A 17,401-nucleotide genomic window follows, 5' to 3' on the forward strand; every position below is an offset into this window, starting at 1 on the left:
GCAAGCTCAGGGGCCGGGCAAGCTCAGGGGCCGGAGGCTGCGAAGCGATCGGTCGCGGCGCGCAGGGCGCGGGCGATGCCCTCCTCCGACGCGGCGTGCCCCGCGTCATCCACCACCACGAACTCCGCGTCGGGCAGCGCGCGGTACAGCTCCCACGCTGTCATCATCGGGGTGCACATGTCGTAGCGGCCCTGCACGATGACCGTGGGGATGCCGCGCAGCAGCACTGCGTCCTCGATCAACTGGCCCGGCCGGAACCAGCCCTGGTGTATGAAGTAGTGGTTCTCGATGCGGGCGAACGCGGTCGCGCCGGCGGGCTCCGACATCCGCTCCACCGTGTCGGGGTCGGGGCGCAGGCTGATCGTCGCCGCCTCCCAGCGCGACCACGCCACCGCGGCCGGCACGTGCACGGCAGGGTCGGGGTCGCTGAGCCGCCGATGGTACGCCTCGATCAGCCGCGAGCGCTCGAGCACCGGAATGCCCGCGATGAACTCCTCCCACAGCTCGGGGAACACCGCCGACGCGCCGCCCTCGTAGAACCACTCCAGCTCGTGCCGGCGCAGCGTGAAGACGCCGCGCAGCACCAGCTCGGTCACCGCGTCGGGATGCGTCTCGGCGTACGCGAGCGCGAGCGCGCTGCCCCACGACCCGCCGAACACCTGCCATCGCGGGATGCCGAGGTTCTTGCGCAGCAGCTCGATGTCGGCCACCAGGTGCCACGTCGTGTTGTGCCGCAGGCTGCCGCCGGGCTCGCTCGCGTGCGGTGTGCTGCGGCCGCATCCGCGCTGGTCCAGCAGCACGATGCGGTACCGCTCGGGGTCGAAGAACTGCCGGTGCCACGGCGACGCGCCCGCGCCCGGCCCGCCGTGCAGGAACACGACCGGCTTGCCGTGGGGGTTGCCGCACTGCTCCCAATAGACGCGGTTGCCGTCGCCGACGATGAGCATGCCGCTGTCGTACGGCTCGATTGGCGGATACAGGATGCCGTCGAGCTCGGCTTCGCTCATCGTTCTGACTTCCGCATCGTCGTGAAGGCCATGCTTGACAGTAGCGCGTGCGCCACTTCGGCCGCGACGAGGCCGATTAGGCTCGGGGCGTGGAGCTGCTGCTCATCGTCGTGGTCGCGGTCGTCGCGATCGCGGTCGTCACCGCCCTCGCCCAGCGCCTGCGGGTCGCCGGCCCGCTGCTGCTGGTCGCCGTCGGGCTCGGCGTCGCGCTGCTGCCGTTCGTCGATCCCGTGGAGCTCGACCCGGAGTGGATTCTCATCGGCGTGCTGCCGCCGTTGCTGTACTCCGCCGCCGTGCGGCTGCCCGCGATCGAGTTCCGCCGCGACTTCCGGCCGATCGCCGGGCTCTCGGTCGGGCTCGTCGTGGTCAGCGCGCTCGCGCTGGGGCTGTTCTTCTTCCTCGCCGTGCCCGAAGTGGGCTTCCCGCTCGGCGTGGCGCTCGGAGCCATCCTGAGTCCGACGGATGCCGTGGCCACCTCGATCGCGAAACGCCTCGGCCTTTCCGCCCGGGTCGTGACGCTGCTCGAGGGCGAGAGCCTGCTCAACGACGCCACGGCGCTCGTGCTGCTGCGCACCGCCATCGTCGCGATCGCCGGCTCGTTCTCGCTGTGGAGCGCGGTGGGCTCGTTCGCGCTCGCGGTGGTCGTCGCCGTCGCCGTGGGCGCGATCGTCGGCTACGCCACGCTGCGGCTGCGCGCCGCGCTCGGCAACTCCGCCGCGAGCGCGGCCATCAGCTTCACCGTGCCGTTCCTGGCCTACGTGCCGGCCGAGCACCTCGGCGGGTCGGGCCTGGTGGCAGCGGTCGTGGCCGGCATCGTCACCGGCCAGGGCTCGACGCGCTGGTTCACGGCGGAGGAGCGGCTGTCCGACCACGTGAACTGGCGCACGGTCGAGCTCGTGCTCGAAGGCGGCGTGTTCCTGGTGATGGGGCTCGAGCTCACGAGCATCGTCGACGAGATCCAGCAACAGCACGAGAGCCTGTGGCACGGCACGTGGCTGGCGCTGGCGGCGCTCGGCATCGTGATCGTGATCCGCGCCGGCTGGGTGTCGCTGCTCGTGCTGACGCAGGGCCGGCGCGCGCGCCGGCTCAGCAGCCAGCACCGCGAGCGGCTCGAGCAGATCGGCGCCCGGCTCGATAAAGCGGCGGCAGGGCCCACGGACACGTCGCCGGTGCTCCTCCCCGACGATCGGCGGCGGCGCGTCGAGACGATGCGCTCGCGAGTCACCCGGATGCTGGCCGACATCGACTACTACGGCGCATCGCCGCTCGGCTGGAAGCACGGCACGATCATCGTGTGGGCCGGGATGCGCGGCGTCGTCACGCTCGCCGCCGCGCAAACACTGCCGCGCGACACCGACGGCCGGCCGCTGCTGGTGTGGGTGGCGTTCATGGTGGCCCTGCTCAGCCTCATGCTGCAGGGGTTCACGCTGCCCTGGCTCGTGCGGCGGCTCGGCCTTGCCGGATCGGACGACGACGAGGAGAGCCTCGACGAGCGCACGCGGCTGGACGACGAGCTGCGGCTCGCCGCGGCATCCGCCCTGCTCTCCCCCGGGCTCGTGTCGCGCGATGGCGAGCCGTTCGACGACGAGCTGACGGCGCGCATGGGCACGCGGCTGAGCAAGCGGCCCGACGACGACGACGCCGAGCGCGACGCGCTCGAGCTGCGGCTCTGCGCGATCGCCGCGATGCGCACGCGGCTGAGAGAGCTGTCGAGCGACGGCACGTACAGCACGGGGGCGCTGCGCCGCGCGCTGGCCGAGCTCGACGCCGACCAGCTCAGCGTCGAGCTGCGCCTCGACGGGTGACAGGCCGGGCTGATCGCCCACCGGCGAGGGTGGGGCAGAATGGGAGAGGCGAGAGGATGCCATGGCCGACACGAGCGGGACTGTGGATGCCGCGACGCGGCACGCGGCATCCGATCCTGCCGAAACGAGCCCGATCCACCTGCCCCACTCCGCCGCCGACTGCCCGAAGTGCTTCGCCCAGCTGCAGCGCGATCGCGACTGGTGGCAGGCCCGCCCCGACGGATCGCGCTTGGTCGGACTCGTCGTCGCGCGCGACGGGATGCCGTCGGTCGTCGAGCAGCGCGAGGACCTCGCGCGCTTCGGGGTGCCGATCGAGGGGTTCCGGCATCCCGCTCCCGAGACGATGGAGTCGTGGGAGGAGCGGCTCGTGCGGCTGTTCGGCACGCTGCGGCGCGGCGACGTGCTCGTGGTCGCCAACGTGCACGCGCTCGGGCGCAGCCTCGACGAGGAGACCCGCACCGTGGCGGCGCTGCACGAGCGCGGCATCATGGTGAAGGTGCTCGGCCACGGCGGGCGGCACCTGTTCGACACCGGGCGCTGAGTCAGAGCAGCTCGGCCGGGAACCGCTCCGCGAGGAAGTAGTCGGGCACCGTGCCCACAGAAGGCACGAGCACTCCGTCGAGCGCTGCCACCGCCGCGAACGGCACGTGCTGCATGCGGCCGTCGGCGGCGCCCAGCACGACCAGGTCGGCGCGGGGGATCAGCGTGCGCACGCCTTCGGAGAGCGTCGTGTAGGTGATGCGCTCGCCCGCGGGGTTGTCGGCGAGGGTCAAAGTGGCGACCAGGACATCGTCGCCCGCGGCCGCGTACGTGTCGTGCAGCACCTTCTGGGCCGCCGTGTACTCGATGGCGTCCCAGCGCCGGCGCATCCGCCCCACCTCGGCGCCCACGGCATCCGGCCACTCGAACTCGGCCCACCCACTGCCGGAGCGCACGAGCGGCGTGACCGAGACGGGGCGGTCGGTCTGCGCGATCACCTGCTCCGCGACGCTCGCGACCGAGGAGAGGGATGCCACGTCTTCGGCGAACCCGACGAGCACATGGCCTGCGTCGGGCACGACGATGACCGGAGTGCCCTCGCCGAGGCGCGAGACGGCGGCCGGGTCGCGCAGCGCGGCCGCCGCGAAGGCGACGGATGCGACCACGAGGGCGTCGCCGACCTGGTCGAGCGGAGCGTCGTCTTGAGCGCGCAGGTTCGACGCGAGGTCGACGACGACATCCATGCTGACCCCCCACTCGCCGAGCATCGAGGTCGAGACGGGAACGTCGGCGGTCGGCAGGTCGAGGAACGCGCCGACGTAGTAGTCGGCGACGACGGGCACCGCGGCATCCAGTGCTCCCTGGGCGCCCTGCAACGCGAGCTGCTGCGCGCGGATCTGGAACGGAACAAGGCCCAAAGGCCGCGCCGCGAGCAGGTCTCGAGCATCGGCCAGACTCGGGGGGATCTCAATGTCGCCGGTCACGGGCGGCCTCCTTCGGTGTCTCCAGCACAGTAGTCCAGTCAGCCCCGGGCAGGCGGCGGCCCGAGCACGGCCATCGTGCGGCGGGCGATCTCGGTCGGCTCGTTCGTCAGCGTCACCTCGACGCCCGACATCGCCGCGGCCACGCACACCGCTGCCAGCAACGGGCGCACCGCGTCGGGCTCGACCGCCGTGTCGAGCGGGATGCGGACACCGCCATGGTCGAAGATCACCTCGAACGCGCCGCGCAACGGGCGCGGCGCGGCGTCGCGGAGCTCGCGCACACCGCGGACCCCGAGCACAAGTTCGGCGCGGGCCACCCCCGCCGCGCGCGACAGCGCCTCCGCCGGTCGGCGCGCGAGGGGGATGTGGGCCGCGCGGTCGTCGAAGCCGACGCCGCCCACGACCTGTGCCCACCGCAGCTGCACGGCCCCCGCGACGCGCATGCCCTCGGCCGACACCGCGACGTATTCGTCGGCGGAGGCGACCGCGGCGCGCACCCGCCGACGGGCGAGCCAGAATCTCAGGAGCAGCGCGGCCGCGGCCGCGCCGAGCAACGCGGACAGAAGGAAGGTGAGCGCCCGGCCGGACTGCGTGAGCGCGAGTGCGGCGAGGATGGCGACGCAGACCGCGATGACGGTGGCCGCGATCACGAGCACGGCGGTGTTCACACGCGCGCGGCGACGGGCGCGCGGGCGGTCGAGCGGCACGGCGAACGTCTGCCCGCGCTCGAAGAACGCGCGCCACTGCGCGGCGTCGCTGGCGTCGAGCGCGAGCGCGCTCAGGTCCGACACGGTCGGCTCCGTGTCATCCTGCCCGCTCATCGGCCAACAGGTCGCGCGGGTAGTACTCGTTGTCACGGAACGACGCGTCGTCGACGCCGAGCGCCGTCACGACGCCGAGCACCTCGAAGGCCCAGTAGCCGTAGTACAAATACTGAGGTACATGCTCGTGAGTTCCCCAGCCCCGGATCCCCTTCCACGCCGTGTACCACTTGGACAGGTAGCGGGCGATCAGCTTGGCCGGGTCGGCACTGTCGAACGCGCTTTCCAACGGGCCCACGATCCGCGGGAACTGGAGGTCTGCGCCGATGGGATGATCCGGCCGCCGCGTCGCGATCAGGCAATCGATGAGGTGGTCGCCCCGCCCGAACTCGACGGCTGCCACCACTCGGTCGAACGTGGCGTCGTCGACCTGAAACGTAATGGCCAGCGATACCAACAACAGCCACTCGCGGTAGTAGTCCTTGATCCTCGGATTGCGGAACTGCAACTCGACGAGTTCGGGCGGAAAATACTGCCTTTCCAGCAGGACCGCTCGTTCCGCCGCGACAAGCACGTCTTCGTACTCGTCTCGAAGCGCCTGCGTCGACGCCCCCTGCGAGTAAAGCGCGCTGAAACGGTTCCACCGTACCTTTACCACGTTGCCCGCCGCCATCGCCAGCGACTTCGGGGCGCGCCATTGGTCGACGGGTAGTGTCAGTTCTTCCTCATCGCTCTCGACGAACACCGCGAGTCGCTCAACGATGGCATCGAAGTAGGCCTGATCTGCCCGAATGTCACGCAACACGGGAGCCCTCCGTTCTTCGCGTGGTCATGTCGCGACGCGTCGCGGGTCGCCATCGACGACGCGCCGTGACGATGGTCTGGCCGCTCATGGGAAAGACTGTAACGGCTCGCCTCACCGAACGCGCGCACCGGCCGCCCCACAGCTGCTCGGGAGTCAGGACGCGACCCCTTGATCGCTCATCGCGTCGAAGGCGGCGTCGGTGCCCCTGACGACGAAGCCGTCGACATCCAACTCGCGCACCCGCACAGACCCGTCGGGCATCACCCGGACAAGCCCAGACCTGAGGTCGCCACGACGGAACGCGCGCAGGATGCTATTACGCAGGTCCGGATCTGCGTTCGCGAGGGCGTACTCCAATCGATACGAGTGGAATCCGATGCCTTCGAGCCAATCGCGGCTCATCTGCCGGATGCCGCCAACCCCCGTGTCCAGTCTGGCCGTGTTGTACTTCGCTTCGATCACCGCGTACTCCGGGCCGTCGGGAGTGTCGCGCGTGTAGACGCCATCGATGCCGTTCGCGGCCGTGTGACTGCTCGCATCGACGCGGGTCCAGCCTTGCGACTCCATGTACTGCTGGGTGCGGAGCTCGCCGTACTCGCCCTTGTTGTGGTTGAGCGGAGCGTCGGGGTCGCCGTGCGCCGCGTTCCAGTCGTCGAACGAGCGGATGTTGCCGTCCGCGTCGAACAGGGTCTGGACCTTCGGGTTCGGGGACTCGTGCGGCATGTTGGCGGCGCCGTCGGCCGTGTCGCCATCGGCGACCGGCGCATCAGCCTCGGGGCCGTCAGCGGGCGGAGCGTCGCCGGCAGGAGCGTCCGCCTCGGGGCCGTCAGCCTCCGGTCCGTCAGCCGGAGGCGCGTCGCCGGCGGGGCCGTCCAGCGCGGGGCCGTCCGTGGCCGGACCGTCAGCCGATGGGCTGTCGGCGCTGGGGGCGTCCGTGGACGGGGTGTCCGCGGCAGGGCTGCCGGCCGGAGCGTCGACCGCGGGACTGTCGACCGTCGGCGTGCCCGAGGCCGGATCGTCCGTGGAAGGACCGCGGGACGAGCCGTCCGCGGGCGGGGTGTCCGCGGCGGGGCCGTCCGCGACCGGGCTGTCGACCGCCGAGCTGCCGTCCGGAGCATCGCCGCCACCGCTGCCGCTCTCCGGGGTGACATGCACGTCCTGTGCCGCGGGCGCGTCTCCGTGGTTGCTGGGGGCGGCGCCGCCCTCGCCTCCCGAGCCGCTGAGCTCGCCGCCGGCGCCGGTCGGGCCGTCGTAGTCGGGCCGAGCCGTGGGGCCGCCCGTCGATGACGAGCCCCCACCCGAGCCGCCAGAGCCGCCGCTCGATGCGACGTTGAGCTCGGGCGTCTGCGTGCTGCCGCCGCCGGTGGGGGCAGAGGAGGAGGCCGGGGGACGGCGGCTAGGCAGGCGCGCCGACATCGCCACGCCCAGTCCGGCGCCGGCGATCACCGACGCGGCGGTGATCTCATCGCCGCGCATACCGAGGTCGGCCACCGTTCCGGCCGCGCCCCCGGCGCCGTTGGCCAACGCCTGGACAACGAACTTCTGGCCGTACCGGCCGAACGGGGCCACGATCGAGCTGGTGACGCCGCCACCGAGGAACCCACTGCCGAACGCGGCCACGTAGTTGGCGTCCCCGCCCTGCACGGTCTCGGCGGCGACCGCCGAGACCGTGCTCGACGTGATCTCGATTCCGGCGCGCATCAAGCGGGGGAAGCGCTGTCCGGCCGCCTGCAGCCGCCCGGCGATCGCCACGAGGCGGGCCGCGAGCCGGCCGCCCGTGGCGGCAACGCGCTGCACCACGGCGCCGATCCGCACCGCCACCGCCCCGATTCGCGCCGCGATGACGCCCGCGCCGACCGCGCCCGCGGCGCCGAAGGTGACGAACGACAAAGCGAAGCTGATGCCCGCCCCCGCGGCCACCTCGATGACGAGCTGGATGACCATCTGCCGCGACTCCTCGCGGGCGTCGCGGATCGCCTGCGCGTACTCCTTGCAGATGTCGTCGATCTGGCCGATGCCGTCCGTCGGCGACAGGAACTCGGTGAGCCCCTGGGCGAAGTCGTTGACCTTCGTGTTGATCAGCGCGACCTCGCCGCTATCGATGCCGGCCAGCGAGTTGTCCGCCAAGTAGATCTGGCTGCGCAGACGCGAGATGTCGCCGAGAATGCCCGACCACGCCGACCCTGCCTGCTCCAGCGTCTCGGGGTCGCCATCCGGGAACATCGTTCCGAGGAGGTTCCAAATCTGGTCCCACACCCACATCGCGACGTCGTCGAGACCGGCCACCACCGTGTCCGGCCGGCCGCCGAATGCCGTCGGCGGCGGAGCCACCGACATCTCTTCGATGGCGGGGCGCAGCACGTAGGACCCGGTGACATCGACGCCGGTCCCCGCCGCGTTCTCGTTGGCCTGTGCGTGCGTGCCGCCGCTGGCCATCAACATGCGGTCGAATCCGCGGGTGACCACCGCGATGTCGAACAGCACCTGCAGCGCGCCGTGCGCCATCTGGTCGTAGGCCTGCGCGAACCCCTCGCCGCTCGGGTCGGTGCCCGCCATCCCGCCGTAACCGGCGAGCGTGCCTCGCGCGGCGATCGCGTAGTTCAGCGCCTCCTGGCTGACCGCGTCGTACGCGTCAGCTGCCTCGACAAACTTCGCCGGATCGATGTTGACCATGCCGTCACACCGCCGTCATTGGGCCGCCGGCTCCGCCGCCGCCGCCTCCGCCAGACCACATGCTCTGCGTCGAGCGTTGCGCGGCCTCGTACTGCGACGCGGCGTCTCCTGCCCACAGCGCGAGGTACTCGGCGTGGCCGGTGAGAGACACCGCGCCCACTTGCCAGGCCTGCACGCGATTCACGAACTCGACGTTGGCCAGACCGCTCCACTGCGCGCTCACCGCGCCTGTTGCGGACATGGCGTGCGCCTGCAGCTCGGCGCAGTAGCCCTGCAGCTGCTTGAGCGCCGACTCCAGCCCGCGGATGTCCGAGGTCTCATACGTGTGCTGGGCGCTCATGAGGCCACCACCGTGCCATCCTGCTCTGCCTGCTCGTCCGACGCTGCGTCGTCGTCCTGCGTGCCAGACCCGCCTCCGCTGCCGGGCACCTGCACATTCACGCGCGACGAGCGCGCGCCGGCCGTCACCTGCGCTTCGTTGCTGTCGTACCCGCCCTGCGCCAGCTGCAGGCGCATGGCGATGCTCGCCAGCGACTCCCGCGTCACCGCGGCGCTGGCCAGGAACGCGTCCCACTCCTCGGCGAACGCGTCGGCAGCCGAGCCCGTCCAGGTCGAGCCGACGACCGCGTTCACCGCCGCCGACACCTGGTTGAGCTGGGCGTCGAACTGCGCGACAGCGCCGGTCATCGACGCAGCGGAAAAGCCGAGCGCCGGCGTGGTCACCGCGAACTGCACCATGAGAATCCCCCCTCTGAACGCGTCGATCGAGCCCGCACGGAGCGCGGCCCGGCCGAACGCTTAAGCGCGGAAGCTGTTCCCGATGTTGTTCTCGGACTCTTCGTAGGCGAGCGCGGCCTTGGAGAGCTGGTCGCTGATTCCGTTCAGCGACTCCTTCAGCTGCAGGCCAGCGGCATCCCACTGCTCGAACAGCTCGTTGAACGTCTGCGACGCGGTGCCGCCCCACTCCCCGGCCGTGAGCCCCTGCACGAGCGACTTGAGGTTGCCCAACTGCGATTCGATCGCCGTCGCGCCCGAGGCGAGCTGGTTCGCGACGCCCGCGAGCGACTCCGAAGTGACCTTGATGTCTGCCATGGCCTTGCCCCCTGTGTGTTCTGCCGCGACGCCGCGCGGTCTACATCTCGTCCCTCATTGCTAACACACTCGTCGCTCACATGCCGATGGGCACAATTCCCCATGCCGTGCGGCCGAGCGGATCAAGACACGACGACAACCGCGTCGCCGAGCAACAAACGGTCCCCGGGGAGCAGGGGGGTGGGAGCGCCCGGCTGCAACGCGAACGCCGTTCCGGCTCGCTCCACGACGGTGCCGTTGGCCGACCCCGGGTCGGTCGCCGTGACAACCTCGCCCGTCGGCGAGACGACCAGGTGCACGCGCGACATCGCCCGTTGCGGATCGTCGAGGGCGACCGGAGTCCCGCCGTGCTCGGCCGCGGCCAGTTCGGGCGCGCGGCCGAGCACGAGCGTGCGGTCGAGCGCGACCGTGGCTCCGCCGGGGAGCAGGATGGCGGACGCCGGCGGCGGCGCGGACGGCGTCTCGTCCGCCGCGGGCTCCTCCGCCTTCGCCCACCGGCGCGCAGGAAGCGGCACCGGCGGCGGGGGCTCGTCGGAGACCGGCGCGGGCGCGGCATCCGTCTTCTTCTTCGCAGCCGACGCCGGGAACGGAGGCGCCGGGCGCGCGGCCATGCCCGTGAGCTGGCCGCACGCCGGGCAGAACATGCTGTCGGGCCGCACGGCCTCGCCGCAGAAGCGGCACTGAGTGCTCATCACAGCCCTCCCGCACGGTGTGTCTGGGCCCGCCACCCGAGCCGCTGGCAAGTCTACGGCCCGGTCGACGAGTCAGGCCGTGAGGTCGGGCACCAGGGCCGGTGTGTAGACGCCGTCGGCGAAGAACAGTCCGACGCCCGGCCCCGCACGCCCGATGTGGGTGCGGGGCAGCTGCACTCCGAACACCTGGCTGCCGATGATCGTCGACGGCGGCGACAACAGGATGCCGGCCCTGCCCTTCTTCGCCTCGGTGAGCGCGACGGTCAGCGACGATCCTGCCGACTCGGCGCCGACCCCGACGATGTAGCGCGCGTGCCCTCTGGCCGCCGCGAGCGCTCGATCGAGGGCGGAGTCGCGAATCGCCTCGCTGTCGTCGATCACGATCGTAAGCGCATGCTCACGGGGGGCCAACGCCGCCACCACCTCCGCGTCGGGCGTGCTCGGGCTGAGCAGCGGCGCGCCGTGGCTGCGGGCCACTTCGGCCAAAATCGACCCATCGCGGCAGACGACCACGAGGTCCGTGCCGTGCCAGCCGAGCTGATGCGCGATCGCGGCCAACGTGTGCGTCTTTCCGCTGCGCCGATCGCCCACCACGACGAAGCCGCCGACCGCGGGCCAGTCGACGGTGATCCGCGACAGGCGGTCGCCGCCCACCGCCACCACGGGCAGGTCGGGGCCGTCGGGGTCGAGCAGCGGCAGCTCGTGCGCCTCGCTGAGGCCGATGCGCGACGGCAGCGGGTCGACGCGCAGCGGCTGCGGCAGTTGCGCGAGCTGGGGGAACCCGCCGAAGTGGGCTGCGACATGCTCGACAATCCCCTGCGCGACGGCCGTCTGGCCCTCGCCGCTGGCGTCGGCCGCCAGCACGGCGATCTGCGCCTCCGTGCCCTCCGGCCCGAACAGCGCCCGCCCGGGCGGCATGTCGGCGACGAGGTCGCGGATCATGATCCCCGCCGCGCGGTAGTCGTTGATGTCGCGCATCGGCAGCGCGTAGCGCGTGTCGATGAAGCTCGACACCTTGTCGCTGGACACCGAGCGGTCGGCGGTGATCACCACGCGCAGCCCGGCCGCCGGCCCTTCCCGCAGCAAGCGCATGACCTGGTCGCGAAGCAGCACCATGTCGTCCGCGCTCATCGACGCCGCCAACCGCTCCCACCCGTCGATCACGAGCACCGCGTACGGAAGCGCCTCGCGCGGATCGCCGCCGCGGCGCTGCTCGCCGATGCTGCCGACGCCGGCGCGCGACAGCACCGCTTGCCGATGCGACAGCTCGTGCCCCAACCGGTCCAGCAGCCTCGGCAGCCGGCCCGCGTCCATCGGGGTCACCACGGCGCCCGTGTGCGGCGCCGTGGCGAACGGCAGCAGCGATCCGGTGCCGTAGTCCACGGCGTACACGTGCAGGTCGGCGGGAGTGAACCGCTGCACGAGCTGGGCAAGCATCGTGCGCACCGCGGTGGTGCGGCCCGAGCGGCTGCCGCCGAAGAAGAGCACATGAGAGTCGCCGGTCACATCCCACAGCAGCGGCTGCTGGCGCTGCCGGGACGGCACGTCCACCATCCCCAGGATGACGGCGCCGCCCGGCGCGGCATCCTCGTCGAACCGGTCCAGCGGCAGCAGGTCGGGCAGCGGCATGAGCCACGGCGACGGGCTTCTCGTGACGCCCAGGATGGCCGCGGCCCGGGTGGCCAGGTGCACGAGGCCGCGCAGGTCGGTGTCGTCCTGGTCGGGCCGGTGCGCGATCTTGTCCGCGGCCGGGAACCGCGGGGGCATGCCCACCGACTTCCAGTCGACCTTGACCGCGGGAGGCAGCACGCGCGTCGTGCGCTGGTGGCCGATGCGCAACCCCGCCACTCGGGCGGTCTGGAACGGCACGGGAGCGGAGTCGAGCCCGGCGCGCACGTAGCCGCGGCCGGGAGTGGACGCGGAGATGAGCGCGGCGTCCGGCGTGCCGATGACGTCGACCGAGTCGGCCCGGTCGGTCACCCGCAGCGCGACGCGCAGGTTGATGTTCGACTGCATCTCGGGTGTGATGACGCCAGACGGGCGCTGGGTGGCCAGCACCAGGTTGACGCCGAGCGAGCGGCCGACCCGGGCGATGCGCACGAGGCCGTTGATGAAGTCGGGCAGCTCGGTCTTCAACTCGGCGAACTCGTCGACGACGATCATGAGGCGGGCCAGTCCGAGTCGAGCGGATGCCTCGGGGTCCTTCTCCCACGCCGCGTCGAGGTCTTTCGCGCCGATGTCGTCTCGAAGCACCCGCTCGCGGCGTTTCAACTCGGCATCCAACGAGGCCAGGGCCCGCTCGGTCTCGCGTGCGTCGAGGTTGGTGACCATGCCGACGGTGTGCGGAAGGCGGGCGCAGTCGGCGAACGCCGAGCCGCCCTTGTAGTCGATGAGCACGAAGTTGAGGGCGTCGGGCCGGTTCGCCAGCGAGAGCGAGATCACCAGCGCCTGGAGGAACTCGCTCTTGCCCGATCCGGTCGTGCCCGCCACGAGGGCGTGCGGCCCGTCGGTCGCGATGTCCAGCGCGTACTCTCCCTCGGCGCCCGCGCCGACGACGACGTACGACTGCCGCGGCGCCACCCGCCACCGCTCGGCGACCGCCTGCGGATCGTCCAGGTCGACACCGAGCAGCTCGGTGTAGCGCACACTGCTGGGCACCGTCGCGTCGTCGCCCACGCCGCGCACGTGCTCGATCGGGCACAGGGCGCGGGCGACCTCCTCCGCGTAGGCGACGCTGACCTGGTCGAGCAGCACCGGCGAGTGGTACGCGTCGCCCGATTCCACGCGGCCCAGAATCGGGTCGCCGGCGTCGGCCACGACGACCGACGCCGACTCCTCGGGAAGACGCGACCGGTCGGAGTCGATCGCGATCACGTGCACTCCGTGCGCCGCCCCGTGCTCGAGGAGGGACACCATGCCCGGCAGCATCCGATACCGGCGCGCGCCGTCGACGACGACCACGATGTGCGACTCCGTCTCGCGCTGGCGGTCCCGGCCGACCCGCATGCGCACGTCCAGCAGCGTGCCGAGCTCTCGCAGCCGCTCGCGGCGGGTGAGGTCGTTGTTCCCGATCAGGGCGACCGGGCCGAACCCGGGGTGCGCGTGCGGCAGCCACTGCGCCCACGACCACGCTGCCTCCTGCTCCTGGTCGCACAGCACCACGATCTGCAGGTCGCGCGGCGACCGCAGTGTCGCGAGGCTCGTCACCATGGCGCGCACGACTCCGGCCGTGACATCGGCCGGGCCGGCAACGCCGACGGGGCCGGCGGCGAGGTCGACCGACACCGGGGAAGGCGACACGCCCACCGTCCGATCCTCGCGACGCTCCTTCTGCGGGCCGCCCTCGAAGCGCACCTCGAGGGGAACATCAGCGACGCCGACGCGTGCCTTCAGCGCATCGGACTCGGCGCGGCGGCGCTCCCACAGCCGCGCCAGCGGACGCGTCGCGACGTCTCGGATGAAGACCGGGTCGAGGTGGCTGTACCACGAGCCCAGCCGCTGCTGTCTCACGTGCGACGCGATGCGCGCTCGCGCCGACTCGACCTCCGCCATCCACTCCGCCTCTGTGCGCTGGCCCTTGCGCTGGGCGAGCTTCTTGTTGGCGAGGAACGAGCCGATGACCATGATCGGCGACGCGGCAGCCATCAACAGCATGATCGGGCGCTGGAACACGACAGCGAGCGTGATGCCCAGCACGACCGGGACGATCGCCGACAGCCAGGGCAGCGGCGAGCCCTCCTGCTCGTCGGGTTTGTCGCCGGGCAGGGTCACCGTCGGCGGACTCTGCGAGGGGCGGATGCGGGACGGGCGGTTGAACGCGCGGGCGCCCACTTCGTCGACCGTGATGTCGGCGTCCGACGCCGGGGCGACCCCGATGCGCACCACGCTGCTGCCCAGCTGCACGAGGTCGGCGGGGACAACACGCGCCTCGCCATGGACCTGCTCGCCGTTGACCACGGCGGCCGCGTCGCCCACGAGGGCGAGCACCGCCGTCAGCGGCTCTGCGCTGCCGTCGTCGAGCACGCCGCCCGAGACGGTGAGCACGGCGTGCTCCGGCTCCAGGTGCGGGTCGGCGACGCGGATCGCCGACCCCGGCGCGCTGCCGATGGCGACCGGGCGGTCGGCCTCGACAGCGACCGTCTCGCCCGCGAACGGGCCCCCGACGAACTCGAGCCGCAGCGTTCCGGGCGCGAGCAGCGCAGGCGCGGGAGCCGGCACGACCGCCCCGCTGCGCAGTCCCGCCGCCGCGAACGGGTCCGCAGGGTCGGCCGCCGGCGCGAGCACGTCGGGGGAGACCGCCAGCGACTCGCCCAGCTCGGAGACGGTGGTCGCCTCGTCGACGTCGACGAGCCACGAGTCGGCGTGGGCCGACCGCTCGCTGCCGGCGATGGTCAGGCGAAGGCTCACGATCCAGTCATCCCTTCCAGATAGCGCGCGATGGCCGACAGCGGCGCCTCGGCCGAATCGGCCTCCTCCTCGACCGGCGCGGCGACCATCACGAGCGCCGCTTCGCGCTGCCACGCGGCGCCCGCGGGGGCCGGGTCGCTCTGCTCGTCGTCGCGAGTGACGCTGCCGAGCGCTTGGCGCCCCTCGGCGTCGACGACCCGGAACACGAGCTGGGCCGGCGACGCGTCGGGCGGCAGCGTCCCCTCTCCGTCGGCGGAGCAGCCGACGCCGTCCGCGCGCTCGGGGCAGACGAAGGTGAGCCCATTGCCCCACGACAGCAGCGAGAGGTCCACGTCCTCCTCTGCCGATCGCATGTGCAGCGCGCCCACCGCACGCGGGCGGGGCGAGGAGACGAAGGATGCCACGAGCTCGCTTGTCGTGGACTGTCCGGCATCGTCGACCAGCTGCACCGGGATGGCGGCATCGCCAGGCTGCTCGGCGCGCAGGGCGAGGTGGGTCTCGCTGACGCCGACGCTCACACCCGGCGGCGGCGTCAGAACCCGCAGCGTGGCCCCGCCCTCACTCGTGCAGGCCTCGCACGATATGCGCAGCGCCGACAACGGGATGAGGGCCTGCTGCCCGACCGCGATCGGCAGGTCGATGCGCGGCGCCCCCACCTCGGGTGGCGCGGGCGGGCCCATCCGCACCCGGTACGACAGCGGGAGCTTCACCGTCTCCGACCGCTGCGTGAGCTCGAGCGTGTGCTCGCCCCACCGCGGGTCGTACGGCTTCGCGGTGAGAGTCAGGCCGTCGGCCGAGCATTCGATCCGCACGCCGTCGAGCTTGCTCACCGAGTCGCAGAGCACCCGCCAGCCGGCCCCTGGCCGCACTTCCGCCGTCTCGCCGTACGGGATCACGATCGCGCCATCCGACACTGTCGCGTCGTCGTCCTCGCCCGCGGCGTGCGCGAGCGGCACGGCTCCGCCCAGGGCCGCGAGCAGCGTTGCGACGACCACCGCCGCACGTCGCGATCGCGCGAGCATAGGCACTCCAGGTCTGGGGAACGGACCACACTATGCTAGGCGGTGCCTCGACGCCGGTCACACGAGAGGGCCCATCCACAGCCATGAGCGAGCCGTCGCCTCCCACTCGCCGCCGGCGTGCGAAGCCCGTGGCGCCCGTGGAGTCGATCGATCTGATCTCAAGCGTTCCCCGGGCCCGAGCGGCGCGCCGCGAGTCGCCCTCCACTCAATATGCCCAGACCGGCATAAACACCACGGCGCGGATCGGATGGGATGCCGCGCGCCCGAGCCTGGAGTCCGCCCCCGGTGCTTTGCGCCCGATGGAGACGTTCGGCGAGGTGCTGCCAGAGCTCGAGGAGGCGCCCGCCGCGCGGCGGCCGCTGTGGCGGCATCCCGCGTTCCTCGTCTCGATCGGCACAACGCTGCTGGCGATCGTCGCCGCTGTGGTGTTCCTCCTGCTCGGCGGAGGATCCCAGCGCGCGGTGGCATCGGATCTGCAGCTGGAGGTCACCGAGAACGCCGTGCGCGTCACGTGGAGCGGGCCGGATGCCCCGTACCAAGTCGTCGTCGTGGGCGGGCCGGCCGGGGCGGAAGTGGACGTTTCGCAGACGGTGACCGGGACGGAGGCGTGGCTGCCGCGCGCGGCCGGGCTCGTCGACGATCGGTCGTGCATTGTGGTGCGGCCGGCCGACGGCAACGAGAAGGCTCCCGTCTCACTCGAGCGCGCGACGCTCGACGAGCAGGGCGCCGTCGCGGGGTGCGTCAGCGATGCCGCGTCCGAGTAGGCCGCTGCTCGCGTGCGGCCTCGCGACGCTCGTCGTCGCGCTGAGCGGGTGCACGGGCTCCACCGGCGGCGAGCCTGTCCCGACCGCGACGCACGTCGACCTGTCGTCGTGGGGCCCGGAGTCGGGCAACGGCGTGACCCTGCTGAGCGGGCCGGGCGCGCGGGCCGAGGCGCTCGAGGCGATGCGGGATGCCGGGGCGGTCGAGATGACGGGCCGGTTCCGCGACGCGCGCGGCGAACGCGTCGACATCGAGTTCGCCGGCAGCCCTGCCGCGTTCGAGGCGACGTTCACCGCGAGCGGCGACCGCACGCACATCGTGGCGGCCGGCGACCGCGCGTACGTGCGCCCGTCGCCCGCGATTGCGGCGGAGGCATCCCTCGACCCCGACGCGTACGCGTGCGTCGGGCTCGACGACCCACTCGTGACACGCTGGGGGTCGATGCTCGACCCCGTCGAGCTGGTCACCGAGCTCACGGTCGACGCCGCGTCGCTGGGCAGTCCCGCCGACGGGAGCGTCGATGTCATCCTGGGGCAGGAGGGCACGAGCGGCGCGCTCACGATCAGCACGACCGGAGCCCCGCTGCCGCTGCGGCTCGTGCGCGCCGACGACGAGGGCGAGCTCGACGTGGAGTTCGCCGGATGGGGCGAGCCCGCCGCGGCGGCGACCCCCGCTCCGCTCGCCGCCGGCTGCTGACCCGGGCGTTGAGCAGCAGGATCTCCCCTCGCGCGCACGAAACCCGCAATCGCGCGTGCGAACTTCAGCCGCGACTGCGGGAAACTGCCGCGCGAGACGCCGCGGCGGCGACGGCCGCGACGCGACGGCTAGGCCGGCGCCTCCCAGCGCGGCATGCCGGCGCACGCCGCCGCCACCCGGTGCAGGCCGTCCCGCGGGTCGGCGAACGCCTCCCAC

At 72.3% G+C, this 17,401-nt stretch carries 15 protein-coding genes; 4 read left to right on the forward strand and 11 right to left on the reverse strand.

Going from position 1 to position 17,401, the window contains the following annotated elements; translation table 11 throughout:
• Positions 1–23: 23 nt before the first annotated feature.
• On the reverse strand, positions 24–1,007 hold the full coding sequence (pip, locus tag QM611_RS06925; RefSeq protein ID WP_415079175.1) for a prolyl aminopeptidase: 984 nt from the start codon (positions 1,005–1,007) through the stop codon (positions 24–26).
• 89 nt (positions 1,008–1,096) lie between these two features.
• On the opposite strand from pip, the gene QM611_RS06930 reads away from it, so the two are divergent.
• Together QM611_RS06930 and QM611_RS06935 are read left to right on the forward strand one after the other, a co-directional pair.
• Complete coding sequence (locus tag QM611_RS06930; protein ID WP_415079176.1) at positions 1,097–2,812, forward strand: cation:proton antiporter; 1,716 nt, start codon at positions 1,097–1,099, stop codon at positions 2,810–2,812.
• Between the two features lie 61 nt (positions 2,813–2,873).
• Positions 2,874–3,353 carry a recombinase family protein gene (locus QM611_RS06935; protein ID WP_415079177.1) on the forward strand — a complete coding sequence of 160 codons (480 nt, stop codon included), beginning with the start codon at positions 2,874–2,876 and terminating at the stop codon, positions 3,351–3,353.
• 1 nt (position 3,354) lies between these two features.
• Here QM611_RS06935 and QM611_RS06940 read toward each other — a convergent pair whose 3' ends face one another.
• The 10 genes from QM611_RS06940 to QM611_RS06985 form a co-directional block, all read right to left on the reverse strand.
• Entirely contained in the window at positions 3,355–4,275 is a 921-nt protein-coding gene (locus QM611_RS06940) for a hypothetical protein (RefSeq protein ID WP_415079178.1), read from the reverse strand.
• 38 nt (positions 4,276–4,313) lie between these two features.
• On the reverse strand, positions 4,314–5,066 hold the full coding sequence (locus QM611_RS06945; protein ID WP_415079179.1) for a hypothetical protein: 753 nt from the start codon (positions 5,064–5,066) through the stop codon (positions 4,314–4,316).
• 13 nt (positions 5,067–5,079) lie between these two features.
• Positions 5,080–5,841, reverse strand: a complete 762-nt coding sequence (locus QM611_RS06950; RefSeq protein WP_415079180.1) for a PoNe immunity protein domain-containing protein — start codon at positions 5,839–5,841, stop codon at positions 5,080–5,082.
• A 153-nt stretch (positions 5,842–5,994) separates the two neighbouring features.
• Positions 5,995–8,514 (reverse strand): hypothetical protein, encoded by a 2,520-nt coding sequence (locus QM611_RS06955; protein ID WP_415079181.1) that lies wholly within the window; start codon positions 8,512–8,514, stop codon positions 5,995–5,997.
• 4 nt (positions 8,515–8,518) lie between these two features.
• Positions 8,519–8,854 (reverse strand): hypothetical protein, encoded by a 336-nt coding sequence (locus QM611_RS06960; RefSeq protein ID WP_415079182.1) that lies wholly within the window; start codon positions 8,852–8,854, stop codon positions 8,519–8,521.
• Positions 8,851–9,252 carry a WXG100 family type VII secretion target gene (locus tag QM611_RS06965; protein ID WP_415079183.1) on the reverse strand — a complete coding sequence of 134 codons (402 nt, stop codon included), beginning with the start codon at positions 9,250–9,252 and terminating at the stop codon, positions 8,851–8,853. Before QM611_RS06965 ends, QM611_RS06960 begins: the two co-directional genes overlap by 4 nt.
• A gap of 60 nt (positions 9,253–9,312) precedes the next feature.
• Complete coding sequence (locus tag QM611_RS06970) at positions 9,313–9,606, reverse strand: WXG100 family type VII secretion target (protein ID WP_415079184.1); 294 nt, start codon at positions 9,604–9,606, stop codon at positions 9,313–9,315.
• Positions 9,607–9,728: 122 nt separating this feature from the next.
• Complete coding sequence (locus QM611_RS06975; protein ID WP_415079185.1) at positions 9,729–10,298, reverse strand: FHA domain-containing protein; 570 nt, start codon at positions 10,296–10,298, stop codon at positions 9,729–9,731.
• Positions 10,299–10,370: 72 nt separating this feature from the next.
• Positions 10,371–14,705, reverse strand: coding sequence for an FtsK/SpoIIIE domain-containing protein (locus tag QM611_RS06980; protein WP_415079186.1), 4,335 nt, complete (start codon positions 14,703–14,705; stop codon positions 10,371–10,373).
• Positions 14,702–15,700 carry a hypothetical protein gene (locus tag QM611_RS06985; RefSeq protein WP_415079187.1) on the reverse strand — a complete coding sequence of 333 codons (999 nt, stop codon included), beginning with the start codon at positions 15,698–15,700 and terminating at the stop codon, positions 14,702–14,704. The genes QM611_RS06980 and QM611_RS06985 overlap by 4 nt, the downstream gene beginning before the upstream one ends.
• Before the next feature lie 164 nt (positions 15,701–15,864).
• Between QM611_RS06985 and QM611_RS06990 the strand changes: the two genes are divergently transcribed.
• The gene (locus QM611_RS06990; RefSeq protein ID WP_415079188.1) at positions 15,865–16,491 is read left to right on the forward strand and encodes a hypothetical protein; all 627 of its coding nucleotides are present in this window, start codon (positions 15,865–15,867) and stop codon (positions 16,489–16,491) included.
• Positions 16,475–17,185 carry a hypothetical protein gene (locus QM611_RS06995; protein WP_415079189.1) on the forward strand — a complete coding sequence of 237 codons (711 nt, stop codon included), beginning with the start codon at positions 16,475–16,477 and terminating at the stop codon, positions 17,183–17,185. The genes QM611_RS06990 and QM611_RS06995 overlap by 17 nt, the downstream gene beginning before the upstream one ends.
• Positions 17,186–17,401: the final 216 nt, after the last annotated feature.

It is taken from the genome of Microbacterium sp. (genome assembly GCF_047606685.1).
Lineage (GTDB): Bacteria > Actinomycetota > Actinomycetes > Actinomycetales > Microbacteriaceae > Microbacterium.